Annotated in this window: 13 protein-coding genes; 5 read left to right on the top strand and 8 right to left on the bottom strand. The window is 42.4% G+C overall.

The features are described from left to right. Positions 1–157: 157 nt before the first annotated feature. Positions 158–1429 (top strand): HEAT repeat domain-containing protein, encoded by a 1272-nt coding sequence (locus tag RMY64_RS08485; RefSeq protein ID WP_322699812.1) that lies wholly within the window; start codon positions 158–160, stop codon positions 1427–1429. Between the two features lie 32 nt (positions 1430–1461). Here RMY64_RS08485 and RMY64_RS08480 read toward each other — a convergent pair whose 3' ends face one another. From RMY64_RS08480 to RMY64_RS08465, 4 genes are all read right to left on the bottom strand, one after another. Continuing rightward, a complete protein-coding gene (locus tag RMY64_RS08480) occupies positions 1462–2022 on the bottom strand; it encodes a sugar O-acetyltransferase (RefSeq protein WP_322684928.1) in 561 nt (186 codons plus the stop codon). Between the two features lie 257 nt (positions 2023–2279). Continuing rightward, positions 2280–3722 carry a glycogen synthase GlgA gene (gene glgA, locus RMY64_RS08475; RefSeq protein ID WP_322699811.1) on the bottom strand — a complete coding sequence of 481 codons (1443 nt, stop codon included), beginning with the start codon at positions 3720–3722 and terminating at the stop codon, positions 2280–2282. A 134-nt stretch (positions 3723–3856) separates the two neighbouring features. After that, on the bottom strand, positions 3857–4828 hold the full coding sequence (hemC, locus tag RMY64_RS08470; RefSeq protein ID WP_322672029.1) for a hydroxymethylbilane synthase: 972 nt from the start codon (positions 4826–4828) through the stop codon (positions 3857–3859). A gap of 378 nt (positions 4829–5206) precedes the next feature. Further along, entirely contained in the window at positions 5207–5941 is a 735-nt protein-coding gene (locus tag RMY64_RS08465; RefSeq protein ID WP_322699810.1) for a phycobilisome rod-core linker polypeptide, read from the bottom strand. 804 nt (positions 5942–6745) lie between these two features. Here RMY64_RS08465 and RMY64_RS08460 point away from each other — a divergent pair. Further along, positions 6746–7717: a YegS/Rv2252/BmrU family lipid kinase gene (locus RMY64_RS08460; protein WP_322684931.1), complete on the top strand. Its 972-nt coding sequence runs from the start codon at positions 6746–6748 to the stop codon at positions 7715–7717. A 107-nt stretch (positions 7718–7824) separates the two neighbouring features. Beyond that, a complete protein-coding gene (locus RMY64_RS08455) occupies positions 7825–9390 on the top strand; it encodes a metallophosphoesterase (RefSeq protein ID WP_322699809.1) in 1566 nt (521 codons plus the stop codon). Positions 9391–9478: 88 nt separating this feature from the next. On the opposite strand, the gene RMY64_RS08450 is transcribed toward RMY64_RS08455, so the two are convergent. From RMY64_RS08450 to RMY64_RS08435, 4 genes are all read right to left on the bottom strand, one after another. Then, a complete protein-coding gene (locus RMY64_RS08450; protein WP_322672032.1) occupies positions 9479–9886 on the bottom strand; it encodes a hypothetical protein in 408 nt (135 codons plus the stop codon). A gap of 344 nt (positions 9887–10230) precedes the next feature. Beyond that, complete coding sequence (locus RMY64_RS08445; RefSeq protein ID WP_322691797.1) at positions 10231–10665, bottom strand: CAAD domain-containing protein; 435 nt, start codon at positions 10663–10665, stop codon at positions 10231–10233. Positions 10666–10849: 184 nt separating this feature from the next. Then, on the bottom strand, positions 10850–11311 hold the full coding sequence (locus tag RMY64_RS08440) for a BON domain-containing protein (RefSeq protein ID WP_292741746.1): 462 nt from the start codon (positions 11309–11311) through the stop codon (positions 10850–10852). A 142-nt stretch (positions 11312–11453) separates the two neighbouring features. Continuing rightward, on the bottom strand, positions 11454–12734 hold the full coding sequence (locus tag RMY64_RS08435) for a general stress protein (protein WP_322699808.1): 1281 nt from the start codon (positions 12732–12734) through the stop codon (positions 11454–11456). A gap of 530 nt (positions 12735–13264) precedes the next feature. On the opposite strand from RMY64_RS08435, the gene RMY64_RS08430 reads away from it, so the two are divergent. Then, entirely contained in the window at positions 13265–16387 is a 3123-nt protein-coding gene (locus tag RMY64_RS08430) for an MFS transporter (RefSeq protein ID WP_416212136.1), read from the top strand. A gap of 474 nt (positions 16388–16861) precedes the next feature. Next, positions 16862–17861: calcium-binding protein (locus tag RMY64_RS08425; RefSeq protein ID WP_322699806.1), on the top strand; the 1000-nt coding region annotated here is incomplete at its 3' end.

Here is a 17861-nt window from a genome sequence, read left to right as displayed (position 1 = left end):
CTCAGATCGCGTTACCACTGGTAAAGCTTTTTGATGTAAATCTTCAAAAGTCTAACTCAACTACATTATTTTCTAATGCCCAATAACTAGTACCCAGTCCCTAGTACGATAGTAAAAGTGACTTCAAAGCAATTATCCAAGAGCAATTTACAGATCAATGGATAAACGTTTTTTTAAAATGTTTGGCTTAACAGAAGAAGAAGCGATCGCAATTATCGATACACCATTAGAACAACTCGAAGACGCTTCTGATAAGTATATTGCTGTTTCCCATTTAATTAACTTCCCGACTGAGCAATCGATCGCGGCTTTGGTGCGGGCGATTGAAAACAGTAACCCTGATGAGTTAGACCACCGCATTGTCCGACGCAAAGCTGTGGAAAGTCTGGGGCGATTGCAGGCACAATCAGCTTTACCTGTAATTAGGCAATGTCTTAAAGATGATGATATTTATACTGTTGAAAATACCGTATGGGCGATCGGAGAAATCGGGACTAAAGATCCAGAAATTCTCGAAGAGGTGGCGCAACTCCTGGATAAACCAGGTCAAATCTATCGAGTCATTATTCACACTTTAGCTAACGCTGACTATCAACCGTCCCTTGAACGTGTACGAAAATTTACTTTATCTGAGGATGAACCTACTCGTAGTGCGGCGATCGCTACAGTTTGTCGATTCACGGGTGACTACTCCCAAATTACTGAGGTAATGGCGCTACTGCAAAGTTCTAGCGTCAATGCACGACGCGGTTGCATTCAAGATTTGATTGATTCTTGCTACTACAAAGCCATCCCAGAAATCGCTCGTTGTCCAGTATCTCTGGTATTTCGGTTACGAGCATTGCGGATGCTTTTGGATGCAGGCGTTCCCAGTGGTAAAATTACTTTTACAGAAATTCAACCTTACTTAGAGCAAGTACTCTACGATCGTCCCAACGACCTCGATCTAGTACATGAGTATGACGCCACCCCTGTTCTGGATTTTGTGATTAACGAACTCTACGAAACCGATTTTGGACGTTGCTATTTAGCGACAAAAACCTTACTAGATATCTATGCACAAGAAGCACCAGCAGCATTGTTAACAACTTATAGCGATAAAGCATATAACGACTATGGCGCTCATTATCATGTGATGAAACTTTTCGGTTGGCTGAAATATGCACCCGCCTACGATTTATTAATAGAAAACCTGCACAACCGCGAACCCCAGTTTCAGAAATCTCGTGCTGCGTGTGCGATCGCTCTTGGTGAATTGGGTGATTCACGAGCAATTCCTGAAATCAAAATTTGCCTGAATACACCGATTTGGGATTTGAAATACGCTTGTTTATTAGCGCTAGACCGCTTAGGAGATTCGTCTGGGCGGGAAATTTGTACTGGCGATCGTGATTGGTTAATTAGGGCGAAAGCAACAAGTACTCAATAGTTAGAAGTTAGAATTCAAAAGTTATATTGAACCTAGATATCCGTTATTTCCCGGATAACACGGCAGGGGTTGCCAGCAGCTAACACCCCGGCAGGAATGTCGTGGGTGACTACGCTACCCGCGCCGATGACGCACCCCGAACCGATTGTCACGCCCGGACAAATGACAGCCCCGCCGCCAACCCACACGTCAGAGCCGATCTCAACCGACTTGCCGAACTCCTGCTGGCGGCGCAACTTTGCGTTAAGCGGGTGGGTGGCAGTATAAATCTGCACCCCTGGGCCAAACAATGTGTAATCTCCGATTTTGACCTGGCAGACATCGAGTACGACGCAGTTGAAGTTGAAAAAGCACTTCTTCCCGATCAGTATGTTGAACCCGTAGTCGCAGAAGAATGGCGACTGTATCCACACGTCCTCGCCTCCTGCGCCCAACAGTTCTTGGAGGATGCGCTGACGCTCCTCGTGTTGGGAAAAGCGCATGGCATTGAGGTCTTGACACAAGTCCCGCGCCCGGTCGCGAGCGCGGACTAGTTCAGGGTCAAGCTTGTTATACAGCTCTCCTGCCAACATCTTCTCGCGTTCACTAAGCACAATGACGCCTCTTTACAGCAGATTGCAGGTTCATGAAGTACAATACTAAACCAGATTTCAATTTCAGTAAACCGAAAAGTTTTGCGTTAGCGTACCCCTTTGGGGCAGCGTCTCTTACAGAAGCTCACCGTACCCCTTTGGGGATCTTGCTATGCGTAGCGTCTCGTAGAGAAGGTATCGCCCGAATCCATAACTAGCAAATTGAGTTATTTAAAGTTAGGAGTAGAAACGCACATCTGTACGCCTCTACTGGCGGTTTAGGACTTACTACTGGTGACTGCTTCGTTTAAAACTAACTTTGGTTCTGGTGTCTCCTCTTCTTCTTCTGGCAAACCGAAAATTGACCTGTACAACTTCACGTACTGCTTGGCAGATTGATACCAGCTAAAATCTTGACTCATGCCACGTTGCTGTAGTTCTTGCCATTGCGGTTTGAAACGGAAGCCTTCCCAAGCTCGGATCATAGAGGTGAAAAGGTCTAACGGTTCATAGCGATCGAAGCAATAACCAGTACCAGCAGCATTTTCAGGGTCGTGATGAGTTACGGTGTCAACTAATCCACCTGTGCGACGGACAATCGGCACAGAACCGTAACGCAAAGCCATCATTTGGCTAATACCGCATGGTTCAAAACGGCTAGGCATCAAGAAGGCATCAGTACCAGCGTAGATCCGGCGAGACAAGGCATCGTTATACAGTAAGTAAGTTGCCATGCGTCCGGGGAAACGGGATGCTAATTGCCACATCTGAGTTTCATAGTAGCGATCGCCTGTCCCCAACAGCACAAACTGGGCATCTGTATAAGATAGAAAGCGATCGAGGATTTGCAATATCAAATCAATCCCTTTTTGTTCTACTAATCGGGTAACAATCCCAATAAAAAAGGCTTTGGAATTGACTTCTAATCCTACTTCTTGTTGCAAAGCAATTTTATTGGCTTTGCGTTTTTCTAAAGTATCAGCAGTAAAGGTTTGCTCAATGTATTTGTCATTTTCTGGGTTATAAACTTCGGTATCAATACCGTTGATAATTCCAGATAATTTACCGCTAATAAAAGACAGCAAACCTTCTAATGTTTCACCGTAAGTAGCTGTCTTGATTTGATCGGCATAGGTAGGCGAAACTGTATTTACCTTATTGGCAAATTGTACCGCCGCCGCCATGACGTTGTGTCCTTGCATATACCAGGGACACCAAGTAATTTTTTCTAAATACCAACGCCACGGCCCTTGATAAGCCAGATTATGGATGGTAAACACTGTGGTGATATCAGGATCTTGGTGCATCCATACGGGAATCATTCCTGTATGCCAATCGTGACAATGGATAATATCTGGCTTCCAGTAATTCCAGGCGAACTCGGCTGCACCATTAGCAAACAATGTGAACCGCCAATCTTCATCATCTCCAGAATAGATGCGGCGCGGCATGAAGGCCGGATGTCCAAATAAGTACAAGGGAACATCAGTACCAGGCAGAACACTTTCATACACTGCAAAGTGCTGGAACATCGCATCTCCCCACCAAATGGGTTCATAGGGAATTTCCATTTTGTCTGGCAGGAAGCCGTAGTAAGGCAAGAATATCCGCACATCATGCCCCATTTCTCTCAGGACTTTGGGTAATGCCCCGACAACATCACCCATTCCTCCTACTTTCGCAACTGGTGCTGCCTCTGCTGCAACAAATAGAATCCGCATGGTAATTTTTGCTTCCCTGAGTCAATATTGTCAAATTAACTTTTTGAAATCCCGACCAACGCGACAAGTCGCGTCTGGCACATCAGTGCAACGGCGATCAATTATTATCTAATCACATCGGCTTGCCCAATTGCTTAGGAACCGCGCTGAATCACCGCAAAAATTTCTGATAAAATTTCTTGCGCGCCCTGTTTTCGCAACAGTTCTGCTAGTTCTGTGCCTAGTGCTTCGGCGTTATTGGCAAGTCCGGTGACGGTATCTTTGACAAACTTTTGACCATCTACACTGGCGACTATCCCGGTTAAAGTTAAATTATCACCAGATATTTCTGTATTTACACCGATAGGTACTTGACATCCACCCTCTAGAGAACGGAGAAAAGATCGTTCGGCAAGACAGCGATCGCGTGTTTCAGTATGTTCAATTGCTTTGAGTAGAGATAGCACTTCACTATCATCAGCACGGCATTCTATCCCCAAAGCTCCTTGTCCAACCGCGTGGAGGGAGATTTCTTTGGGGAGAATTTGATGAACGCGATCGCCCATTCCCAATCTCTCTAATCCTGCTGCTGCCAAAATCAAAGCATCGTATTCACCTGCATCCAGTTTTGCCAACCGTGTAATTAAGTTTCCTCGCACATCCTTAAAGGTAAAGTGAGGGAAATGATGGCGTAACTGTGCTAACCGCCGTAGAGAAGATGTACCAATTACCGCACCTTCTGGCAACGTATCGATTTGTTTATCTTTGTGCTTTTCATGCACCACTAATGCATCTGCTGGGTTTTCTCGTTCAGTAATTGCTGCTAACGTTAACCCTTCTGGTAAGTGAGTCGGCAGATCCTTAAGAGAATGAACTGCAAAGTCAATCTCTTGATCGATCATTCCGAGTTCAAGTTCTTTAGTAAAAAGTCCTTTATCGCCAATCTTAGCTAATGCTACATCCAAGATTTTATCGCCTTGGGTAGACATGGTGTGGACTTCAAAAGTGATATCAGGAAAGCTTTTCTGTAGTTGCTCTTGTACCCAGTAGGTCTGAACCAGAGCAAGTTGGCTTTTACGTGAGCCGATCCGAATAGTGCGTGGGGGACTAGAAACAACTGAAGTCATAAAACAATATATCAAAGGAGGCGATAAATTCACTCTCATCTAGACTACCGTAGTCAGGGACTCATGCGAATTTTGGGTTTTAGATTTTGGATTTTGGATTACAATTCTTTACCAAAAGCTTGTTTGTGGAATCTCAAATATATAGAAGGGGATGGGGAATGGGGATGGTGGGGCCCCCTCTGGGGATAAGGGGTAATGGGGAATGGGGAAAAGGAATTTTCATTGCTCCTTGTAAGCGGACTTTAGCTAACTATTGAGTCCGTTGTTGAAGGCAGTGTTCTAGTTCAGCGTTGAGTGTTTGTAGCTGTTTGTAAAGTTCTGACTGTTGGATGTAGCGATCGCCATTGTGAGCGATCGCTACATCTCAAGTTTCAGCTACTACCCACCAAATTTTGGGAAATAACCAAATGTGGTCAGCAAACTAAACAAGACAATCAGTGCCAGTGTTGAAGCTAATAGCAATAACACCACATCTCTGTTAGAACTGCGTAAGAAGGTTTGTAAATTAAAAGGCTCAACCTGCTTTCTCCTCATGGGAAGCAGCAATTTATTGCGATAATCTTCGCCATAACGAGCTATTCTGGCAAATGGTAATTCTCCTAAAGAGCGTCCTTGTAAAATCCGTCGCCGTTGATAGGGGACTGTATTGTAACCAAAGTTACTCATATACTCCTCACTATCCACCAAATCGTCGATAAACTTGTGCAGTCCTTTACTAGCTAGCACAATCGACCAGGCTAGTTTTTCGCCTTCATTGTAAACCTCACGACCCAATAAACGCTGTACGCATATCTGCACAAAGCGGTAATTGTTGTTGCTTTCGTAATTGAGTCGCCGGAATGCATCAGATATTGCTAACCCTCGAATGAAATCCCTAGTTGTAATTTGACCAGTTCTCAGTTGGGATTCTAGACAGATTTGGCGGTTGCTATCTAGCATCTGTTGTTTGTGGACAATCTGGCGATAAGCTGCCTTAATCAAGGCATCCATTTCTAGTGATGATTGCAGATATTCGGTTGTATGAATTCTAGGTTGCTCGTCGCCAAGAATCTCATATCCAGATACACGATGATTTCGAGATGAGGGGGAATAGCTTAACAAAGGAATAGACATATTAGAGCTATAAATTTGCAGGGATTGGGAATTATGTATGAGCCAAAACAGTTCTGCTAGCGAGGCGTTGAGTCAGTACCGAGTTCTGAAGATTCCCAACTCAGCACTCCTGAAAGGCATTTAATTTTGCTCTTGTCTCCCTTATCCCCAGTTATTAGCCCTTTGAGTTGTAATTCCGGCAAAACTGATTAGTAGTATGCCAAGTTGAAGTTTGTAGTAAGGACTTCAGTCCTTATTTTCTAAGCACTAAAGTGCTTACTACAAACCCTCAAGATTAACTTAGACATTGTACTAGTAGGCTGTAGTGGAATTTTGTCTACCTTTAATAAGTTGCTCAAGCAACTTGTCTGATTAATGGAGATAGTAGCTAGATTTACGTATTGATGAGAGCGCAACTGAAGAGATGCCTAAAGTTTAATTCAATTGCCCTTCGCTACTAAACAGATAAACTTGCGATCGCTGATTTAACTTTGCTGAAACAACGACTCAAGAACAGTAATTTGCTCACTTCCCATAATATAGGAATTTCCTAAAGCCTGTCTATATACAATTCTGATGATGGCTTTAAATTTTTCTACCGATTAACCAAACATCCTTCTGGTTGAGTGAGTAATGTGAAACAGACGGTTAAAAATAGAGTTCTTTGGGAAGGTCTTAAGAACGATTAAAGGTTCTTGCCTTTTCTTGGTGCTATGATGCGATCGTCTAAAAAACTCAGCCCGAAAAGAGAAGTTGAAAATTTCTAGGAATGCTAAGAATAATTTGTTATCTTCATTAGTTATCCAAGCTTAGTTATTATACCTTATGAATCGTTCCGCCTGTCTGATTTTCAATCCTGTTGCGGGTCAGGGCGACCCAGATACAGAGCTAGCAGAAATTCGGGCAATATTAGAGCCAGAGATCGATCTAGATATTTATTTTACAACTGAAGAAATCGATGCCGACCAACTGGCATATCAAGCTATAGAGCGAGGAGTAGATGCAATCATTGCTTCCGGGGGGGATGGTACTCTCTCAATAGCGGCGGCGGCGGTAGTGGGAACTGATATCCCATTTGGGATCGTTTCCAGAGGAACAGCGAACGCTTTTGCCACAGCTTTAGGAATTCCTGACACGATCGCAGGTGCGTGTCAGACAATTTTGCAGGGAGCAACCACCCATGTAGACGTAGCCTATTGCAACGATCGCCCAATGGTACTTTTGGCAGGTATTGGCTTTGAAGCTGAAACTGTAGAATTGGCAGATCGAGACGCCAAAAATCGCTTTGGGATGATGGCCTACGTTTTGGCAGGAATCCAGCAATTAAGAAATTTAAAAAACTTTGATGTTGAAATTGAAACTGAAGATAGGATAATTAAAACTAGTGCCAGTGCAGTAACGGTAGCAAATGCCGCGCCTCCCACTTCAGTTTTGGCTCAAGGCCCAGCAGGTCTGGTTTATGATGATGGGTTACTAGATTTAACAATTGTAGCTCCAACTAACAAAGCAGGAGCGATCGCTGCCACGTTTCATCTATTTCAAACGGCTTCCACAGGTAACGCCGTTGAACGAGATGATATAGGTTTCCTGCGAGCCAAACAATTTAAAATTACTACAGAGCCACCACAAAAAGTTGTTCTAGATGGTGAAATAGTAGGCACAACACCTGTAGAAATTAAGTGTGTACCAGCAGGCTTAAGAATTTTCGTGCCATTAGTAGAAGAAGTTGAGCCGACCGAAAAACTAGAGGGACTCCCTAATCTGATTATTGAGATGAAAGATACAGCAGAAGAATGAGGGTATGGGGCATGGGGATTGAATCTTCAATTTTGAATTTTGAATTTTGAATTTTGAATTGATTTCTCCCTGCTCCCCTTCAATTGAAAACTCAGGAGTAGGTTGCATTGAAACTTGTATCCGATCCAACGATCGCTAATAAAATTCGGAAAATGAATCAGCGGGTACGATGGCAAGATCCGTTAATTGTGGAACGGGATATTGACCAAACTCGGCTGGTTTTGGAAGATGGTCAAACAGACAATTCTGAGTTCTCATTTTTAGTTGTCGGTGATAGTGGTTCCGGCAGGCATCGGGGACACAATCCCCAACGACAAGTAGCTGAACTTATGCTGCCCCATCACAACGAATCCCGTTTTATGCTGCATACGGGAGATGTGATTTATTTAGTGGGATCGAGTGAATACTACCAGCAAAACTTCATCCAGCCTTACCGAGAGTTTATCTCCGGCATAGAGCATCGCAAACGGATTGCTTACGACCAGATGGTTTTTAAGCTGCCCATTTTACCAGTGCCGGGAAATCACGATTACTATAACTTGCCGATTTTATTGAGCTTGGCATCCCTAACAACATTACCCATTCGCCAGCTGTTGCGATCGCGGTTAGACCTAGATGTGGGTTTACATGGCTCAAGATGCGGTGACGCTTACGCAAAGGCATTTCTTGACTATCTAAAGGCGTTTCAGCTTCCAGGAGAGTTAGCCAGCCACTTAGATCGGTATTACACAGCCAAGACAGATACAGGTCGTTGTCTTTCCTATCAACCTGGGGAATTTACCCGCCTTCCTAATCGCTATTACACATTTCGTTACGGCGGTATTGATTTCTTTGCTTTGGATTCTAATACCTTTAACGATCCACCACCGCTACCGAAAACAAAAAAAGGTAACGCCGATCGCAAACTCCTAGAAAAACGTCGCGAAGATTTAGAGCAAGAAAAACTGCAAATTATTGAAACCTCAGCCAAACTTCGACCGGAAGACCCCAGTGAAGCCGATCAATTAGACGACTTCCATGCCAAGATGTCACAAATTGAAGAAATTATTGTTGATATCGATAAGCAACTAGCCACTAATAAAACAACGCTGACTGACACTGAACAACTGGATTGGCTCAAGCAAAGATTAATTGAATCTTGGAATAATTCTGAAGTTCGAGGAAGGATAATTTATTTCCATCATCCTCCTTATGTAACTGAGGCGACGAAGTGGCAACAAGCACAAACTCTAATTGTTCGCGATCGCCTGCGTGGGGTACTGGATGCGGTAGCTAAAGAAATCGGTTCTTTAAATCAGAGTCGTCCTTTGGTAGATTTAGTAATAAATGGTCACGCACACTGCCTAGAACACCTAGAAACAATGGATACGGGACACGCTGATTCTCATATCCACTGGATTGTTTGTGGCGGTAGCGGGTTTAGTTTGCGACGCCAGCGAATTGAGGGAGCAGATTTGATGGAGGAGAATAGATTAGTGGCGCGATCGCATCTCTTCATCGGTCGCAACGGTCAAGGTTCTCAGAAGCGACGACCTTATTCAGGTTTACGTATTGATGTTAAAGGCGATAAACAGCCCAAGTTTATTGTCCGTCCTTTGGTTGCCGAATGGTATCAGCAGCAATGGCATAATCGCGAACTTGAGCCGTTGATTATCGAACCACACACAATCTAAAAAAAATTAGAGACGCAATAATTGCGTCTCTAGAAAACACCTATTTAGCCTTCTTACGTGTAATTGCACCCAGCAAAAGAGTTGTTAATTAAATTATTCCTGGGCCTCTACCGCGGCTGTCACCCTTATCTGTCAACTTGCCTTCCTCATCCTGATTAACTTCTCCAAGTTCTTCGATCCGCTGTTGCTTCTCTTCTGCGGCTTGCTGGCGTGCATCACCCGGTTCTTCGTAATACATTTCCGGTTCAATTGCATAGTTATTAGACAAACCTTCATTATCTATGGTATAGCCGTCAGTGGTACGTATACTTTCGGAATCGGTTTGATCGTCAGTAGGTGCTTCTGCTTCCCGTTCTTCCGTGGGAGTTTTTTTGAACTTATCTCCTTCTCTTTCCATTCTAGCGGCGGTTTCAGCAGGGATAATGCCGCGATCGTAATTATTGACTTCCGCTCTATCAGATGAATCTGTATCTCTCTTAACTGCTTCATTAGCCATAATTTATGTCCTCGTTAAAGAATCTATTAAATAACTTCAGAAACTAGATTAGGCTGTTTCTCATCTCCAAGCTACTATCTTGAGAAGTGACTTAAATTTAAAAATAATGTTATATTCTCTATCTTTTGATGTATCTAAAACACTAAGGTTGAGTCCGGTTAAATACTGTGAATTAATATTTCTTGGTAGAACAAGAGTTTTAGTTGAAGCCAACTTAACATAAAAAGGGCAATTAGAAACTGCAACTATACAAGGCTTTACCTAAGCCGGCAGAACCGGACAAGAGTTTGCGTAGCTGCAAATTCTATTTGCCCGTGTAAACTCTTGTTTAATAGACAAAAAATTTACTCGCCCACGAATTGGTTTTTCAGTGATTGAATTTCATCGGCTAATTCTTGGCGAGTTGAAGCCTTCAGTAGATAACGGAAAACAAACCAACTGGTGTAACTAATTCCAACTAACTCAAAAAGTGGTGATAGTAGGGGAATATCATTGATTGCAGCTAGTACCGTCAGTACTACTCTAGCTGTAATAATCGCTGCCAAAATTAAAGCAACGCTTATTAGAGGCTGCTTATAGTCCCGAAAAAAGTCACTTAAGTATTGGGGCAGTTGCTCTAAAAATTGAGAAATTTGTCTGCTAATTTGCTGCCATTGAGATTCAGGTTCGGATGCTGGGGGTAACTTTGGCAAGTTTGCAGTATCAGTACCTTCAAGTGCTAGCGTACCTTGTGATAAGGAAGCATCGATCGATTCACGTTGCTGTTGTTCGGTTTCCATAGTTTTTATGTTTGGTAACTACAAGACTTTGTATAACTGTGAGCATCAATAAATATAGTTATTAAGGTTGTCAGTTATCAATTATTAGTGGTCAGTTAAACTTATTACTGACCACTCAGGTTTAGCAGGAGCAGTTAAATCGGTTTATCTCTACCTGCTCACTTGGGTTTATTAGTTAGTTGCCTTAGTTAGTTACTTTGGCAACAGTTGCTTTCACAACTACACTATTCACACCTTTAATTTCCTTAGCTAATTTTTCAATTTTAGCCAATTCCTGCTGATTGGTGACAGTTCCAGCCACAGTCACAACACCACCATCTGCGGCATTAACTGTTAGTTGACTCTTGGGGATATTAGCCTCTAATTTGGAGCGAACTTCACTTTCTAAGTCAGCTTTAGCTCTTTTTGTATCGCCACCAGTAGTATTATTGCGCTGTTCGCGAGCGCGAATATCCTCATTGAGTTGTCTTCTACGAACTTCACTTTGTGCATCTTTTTGAGAAGCTTCTGTTGTTTTCGCAGTTGGTGTTTGGGGAGCCTCATTAGGATTGTTGGGTGCAGATTCACTTGTTTTAGAAGCGTTATCACAAGCGGCAACACCAAACACTAAAAGGCAACTAATTACGAAAGGGGTTAGCTTTTTCATTGGTTTAATTCTGAATCCGAAAATGAAATCTATTGATCTTTACGGCAAAGATGAGGAGCAAGTTTTTTTAGTCAGGAGCAAAGTTTTCAAATTATTGCTCCTGCAATTTTGTCTAATTAGTGTGAGTGAAAACTACTTTAGGTTAAAGTACTTCATCACGACGATCGACAATAACTACAGCAGGATCGTTTCTATGAGGCTCTGTTGAGTAATTGGGGCGAATCGGATCGACTACTGCTGCGTCATTATGCGTTACTCGGTCGGAACCTGGGCGATATTCACTAATCTCAGTAGCATCATAGATTGCAAATTCTTCAATACCTCGACGCTTAAGAATCGCTTCAGCTTGGTGGATTTCAGCTTCCGTACCATCAAGAATTACTAAGTAGTCGCCTCTTTGGAAGCGATCGCCATAAACTCGCGCCCTGTCTTCAGGAATTCCCAAGCCAACAAGTGCGCCTACAATACTACCGGCTGCTGCACCGATCGCACCACCAGCTAATGTTGTCGCCAAAGCTGTTGCAACTGCGCCACCAGCAATTACAGGCCCGATTCCAGGAATTGCTAGAGTTCCAAGTCCAACTAATAAGCCGGTCAAGCCACCCAGAACACCGCCTGTAGCTGCTCCAGTTTTTGCGCCATCGTCTGCTTTATTACCAGTACCAACGTTTCTGTCTACATCTACACCACCGATCCCATGACCGTCTGTATTTTTGGCAATGATGGAGACTTGATTCAAGGAAAAACCTGCATCTCGTAATTCTGTAATTGCTGCTTCTGCATCTCGACGATGAGAAAATACCCCGATCGCACGTTTGGAAACACCACTATAACCCGCAGTCGCAGCTGGAGTCACATAACCAGTGGCTGGATTTGTCGCATCTGGGTGGTCGTAAATGCCAAACTCTTCCACACCCTGATGATTTAAAATTGATTCTGCTCTAAGTATTTCTGAATCTGTACCATCAATAATGACTAAATAGTGTCCTCGTCTAACACGTTCGTCATAAACTCTAGCTCGTTCTTCAGGAATTCCTAGACCAATTAATGCACCAAGTAAACTACCAGCTACTGCACCAATACCAACGCCAGCGAGAGTTGTAGCTAGGGTAGTTGCTGCGGCTCCAGCCAACATGATTGGCCCGATTCCAGGGATTGCTAAAGTGCCAAGACCAACTAATAAGCCAGTCAATCCGCCCAAAGCACCGCCTGTAGCTGCTCCGACTTTAGCACCTTCGTCAGATTGATCGCCAACGCGATCGCTCACATCCGCACCAGCAATATCGTCTCTGTCACCATCTTGGGTAATAACAGAAACTCTGTTCATGTCAAAGCCAACTTTTTTTAATTCATGTAGGGCGTGTTCAACATCTCGACGATGAGAAAATACACCTACAGCACGTTTATGTACACCGACTACCATTATTCTTTCTCCTCAGCAAACAAAAATCAATTATTTACTAATTCATAGCTCGTAGTAACCATTATTTATACATGTTTCTATTTAATTTTCATCAATCGCTTGGAAGAATTTTTATCTCTATCATTAGATATAGGTAGTTTTATCTAAAGTTAGTAACTAAATCTCTACTAAAAAATATATTTTATTTTCTAAAGTTTTTATAACAATTATTCTCTGTTTTCAATATTTCAATAAAATTGATACTAAAATACATTATTTTCTCAGATTTGCTAGTGTAACCCACCCGCTCATAACCTTCTATATCAGTAGATACAGTTTTATGAGATTTATTTTTGCCTAATATTGACTCATAAATTGTTAACTAAATTATAAGTTTTTTTGAAACAAAAAATAAATATTTATTTCTTTTAAATACGACTTTTGGCTAACCAACTTATTACTAAAGAAAGTGCCAGCTTACATAAATGATAATTAAGCTGATAAATAAGCCTATGAATAGGTATTTAATTGAGTAAAAGTGAGAGAATATGATGTTTCAAGGTGTTCTAACTTTTTTTAAATGGAATTGGCTATCTTTTGGATCGGCGCCGATAACTTTAGCTCAGGAAGTACTAACTCCAGAAGAAGCATCAGTTGTTTTTTCTGGGCCTAAATTGTTGGTAGCACTGCTAGCTGGGGTTTTGATGGCATTTGCCTTTCAATTATTATTGACAAACTTTTCAGTCGCTGTCGGAATTTCATCTTGGGAAATAGGCTCAGATTCTGATGATGAGTCTGAAAGTTTGGGTAAGACAATTCGTAAAGGTCAAGCTAAAGTTGGTACTTGGGCATTAATAACCGTTAGCATTGCATTATTTATTGCTTGTTTTTTAGCAGTAAAACTTAGCCTAATCGAAAGCGCATTTTTAGGAGCAATTATTGGTGTAGTCATTTGGTCTACCTATTTTTCACTAGTAATTTGGTTGGGTTCATCAGCAGTAGGTTCTTTAATTGGTTCTATATCTAATACTGTTACTTCTGGTTTTCAAACTCTGATGGGCACGGCAACTGCTGGCATCGGTGCTAATACTGCAAAAAAACAGTTAGTTTCTACTGCTGAAGATATTACAGCCGCAGTCCGGCGGGAATTAACTTCAGGTTTTGATTCTGAAGGTATTAAAAATACTCTCCAAAGTTCTTTAAGTTCTCTGCAATTGCCAAAGCTGGATATCAAAGAAATTCGGAGTCAATTTGATCAACTTCTTAAAGATACAGATTTGCAATCTGTTGCTAATAGCGACCTATTGCAAAACGTTAATCGCCAAACATTTGTTGATTTAATCAGTAGCCGTAGCGATTTATCTCAAGAAGATATCAATAGCATTGCCGATCAATTTGAAGGTGCATGGCAACAAGCTTTAAATCGCAAAAATCCCACCGAACAAGTAATTAATTTACTCAAGTCTGCTACACCTGAAGAACTTAATTCCGATCGATTAGGTGAACGGCTGCAAGAATTGGTTACAATCGGAGGCGGTAATGGCAATGGTATAATCAAGCAAGCTATTACGTATGGCTTAAGTGCAGCTGCGCCAGCAGTTCTGGAACGGGTAAACCTTTCTAATATCGATGTGAACAAAATTACAACTCAGTTGCAAAAACTGAAAGAAAAAGTTCAAGATGTCGATGTCGAGCAAGTCACAGAACAATTTCAAAAGTTTAGAGAGGAAGCAACTGAGCAAGTATCTGCAAAATTACCCATATCACTGGAAAATGCAATTAAGGCCGATGTAGAAGACTACATATTGCATTCGTTTCCTTGGCACTTCAATCGAATTACCCTAATAGATGAATTTAAAGAAGTCATCTATGACGTAAATGCAGATCCAACAACTGTGAGACGAGAGTTGGAAGAAATCAATCAAGAATATTTCACCAACTTACTAAAGCAGCGCGGTGATATTAGCGAAGCTAGGGTAAAAGAAATTTCCGAACAAATGGAAAGCGATCGCCTGGAAGTTTTAGAAACTGTCAAACAGGTTCAAACAAGAGAAAAAGGGCAAGATTTCCGCAGCCGCATCGAAGATTATCTGCGTTCTACGGGTAAAGACGAACTTAATCCCGAAGGTATTGAACGAGACTTTGGCAACTTGCTAGACGATCCACAAGCTGGCTTTGAAGATTTAAATAGCCGCTTCGGACAATTTGACCGCGATACTTTTGTACAATTGCTCCAACAGCGTCAAGATATCAACGAAGAGGAAGCTAATAATATTGTTAGTCAACTCGAACGCAACCGCGATAATCTCTTGAATCGTGCTAGAGAATTGCAAGAACAAGCAAAAGCAAAAGCCGATGAACTGCGTCAAAGAGTTGAAGACTATCTGCAAAATACTAATAAAGACGAACTCAATCCTGAAGCGATCAAACGTGAGTTTAGAATTTTGCTAGACGATCCGCAAGCTGGAATTAGCCTCTTACGATCGCGCCTATCGCAATTTGACCGCGATACTTTAGTACAATTGCTCAGTCAGCGTCAAGATTTGAGCGAAGAACAGATAAATCAAACTCTCGATCAGCTTGAAGCAGTCCGAGATAGTATTTTGCAAGTACCGCAACAAGCGAAAGAACAGTACGAAAAAACTACAAAAGCGATCGCCGAATATCTTCGCAATACCAACTTGGAAGAACTTAATCCAGAAGGTATCAAAGCCGATTTGGAAAAATTACTCGACGATCCTCAAGCTGGAGCCTTAGCACTGCGCGATCGCTTGTCTAATGTCGATCGAGAAACCTTAGTAAAACTCGTGAGTCAACGCGGCGACTTGAGCCAAGAGCAGGTTAATCAAATCATCGATCGCGCTCAAGATGCCATTGGTGATATCCTGAGAGCGCCACGACGTTTAGCAAAGCGCACGACTCAACAAGCTTTAGATTTTGAAGCCAATCTCGAAGAATATCTGCGTAATACTAACAAAGAAGAACTCAATCCCGAAGGAATCAAACGCGATTTACAATTGCTGCTGTCTTCTCCCCGCGCTGGACTTGGGAGTTTAAGCGATCGCGCCGCGAAATTTGACCGTTCGACAATTGTGGCGCTATTATCCCAACGTGAGGATATCTCAGAAGAGGAAGCTAACCGAATTGTGGATCAAATTGATTCTGTTCGCAGCTCGATTGTCGAACAATTCCAACAGATTCAGCAGAGAGTGCAATCAGTGCTAGACGGAGTTTTTGCCAAAGTTCGCAACTATCTCAACTCCCTGAATCTTCCTGAACTCAACTATGAAGGCATTAAGCAAGACTTTGCAAAAGTCTTCGACGATCCCCAAGCTGGATTTGAAGCATTGCGCGATCGCCTCAGTGAATTCGATCGTGACACCTTAGTTGCTGTATTGAGTTCTCGTGAAGATATTTCCGAAGCGGATGCTAACCGCATTATTAACCAAATAGAATCGGCGCGAGATAGCGTATTGCATCGAGCCGAACGCATTCAGAAAGAAACTAAAAAACGCCTGAAAGCGATTCAAGAGCAAGCTAAAAAGCAAGCTGAAGAAACCAAGAAAACCGTTGCCAATGCTGCATGGTGGATATTTGGGACAGCGATTACTTCTCTTTTTGCCAGTGCGATCGCAGGTGCGATCGCTGTAACTGGCATAACTCTACCTGGATAAATAAAATATCTGCATAATCAGGAATTTTGAGAAATACAAAGTGGCATTCAGTCTTTATAAATGAATGCCACTTTTTTATAAATAAAAAAGTATCGCGATCTCAAGTCCCGTTAATTATTATTTCTTAAATATAGAAAAAAGTAAGCTTGAGGTAGTATCATACTTTTATTATTCTGAATACAGTAAAAATGTCCTAAAACCTATGCAATTCCGTAGAAGATAATCTGCTTATTTGCTAGCAGATTGCTGCTAGAAACTGTGAATTCATCAGGTACAAGGACATAACATGACTGTTGGCACAATCTATTTTGATGCCAATATCATCAATAGATCCAGTGTTTCTCAAATCTTTAGACTTAACAGCAAAGACCTAATTAAAACAGGTCTAATTTGTTATATCTTCCCACTCGTTATTTCTCCACTGGGGAAGTGACGAAGTAATTTTTTACCCTCTAAATTCAGGATAAATTCACTATGCCAACCATTAACGGTACTAATCAGCCTGACAATCTTGGTAATTCTTTTTCTGTTCTACCTGATATCATCAACGGATTTGACGGTAACGATATAATTAGGGGCGGAAGAGGCAACGATACGATTAATGGTGGTTCTGGCGACGATAGAATTAACGGCGGAAACGGTAATGATAGCCTTCTGGGCGGATCTGACAGCGATACGATTGACGGGGGAAGAGGCAACGATATAATTGACGGCGGATCTGGCAACAATACGATTGACGGCGGATTTGACGGTGACGATAAGATTCAAGGTGGTAATGGCAACGATAGGATTCAAAGCGGATCTGGCAACGATACAATCAACGGCGTATCTGGCAACGATCGGATTGACGGCGGATCTGGCGACGATACAATTAACGCTGGTTCTGGCAACGATACGATTAACGCTGGTTCTGGCAACGATACGATTAACGCCGGAGTGGGGAACAATATAATTAACGGTGTTTCTGGCAACGATACGATTAACACCGGATCTGGCGACGACACGATTAACGGTGGATTTGGCAACGATACGATTAACGCTGGTGATGGCAATAATACGATTGATGGTGGATATGACAACGATATAATTAACACCGGATCTGGCAACGATAGGATTCAAGGCGGATCTGGCAACGACACGATTAACGGCGGATCTGGGAACAATAGGATTGACGGCGGATCTGGCGACGATAAGATTGACGGTGGATTTGGCAACGATACGATTAACGCTGGTTCTGGCAACGATACGATTAACGCCGGAGCGGGGAACAATATAATTAGCGGTGTATCTGGCAACGATCGCATTAACACCGGATCTGGTGACGATACAATTATTGGCGGATTTGGCAATGATACGATTAACGCCGGTGATGGTAAAAATACGATTGACGGCGGATCTGACGACGATATCATTAATACTGGATCTGGCAACGATAAGATTGACGGCGGATCTGGCAACGATAAGATTGACGGCG

Source organism: Nostoc sp. DedQUE08, assembly GCF_034530895.1.
GTDB lineage: Bacteria > Cyanobacteriota > Cyanobacteriia > Cyanobacteriales > Nostocaceae > Nostoc.
The sequence above is the reverse complement of the archived record's forward strand: the minus strand, read 5'-3'. Positions and strand labels throughout refer to the sequence as shown.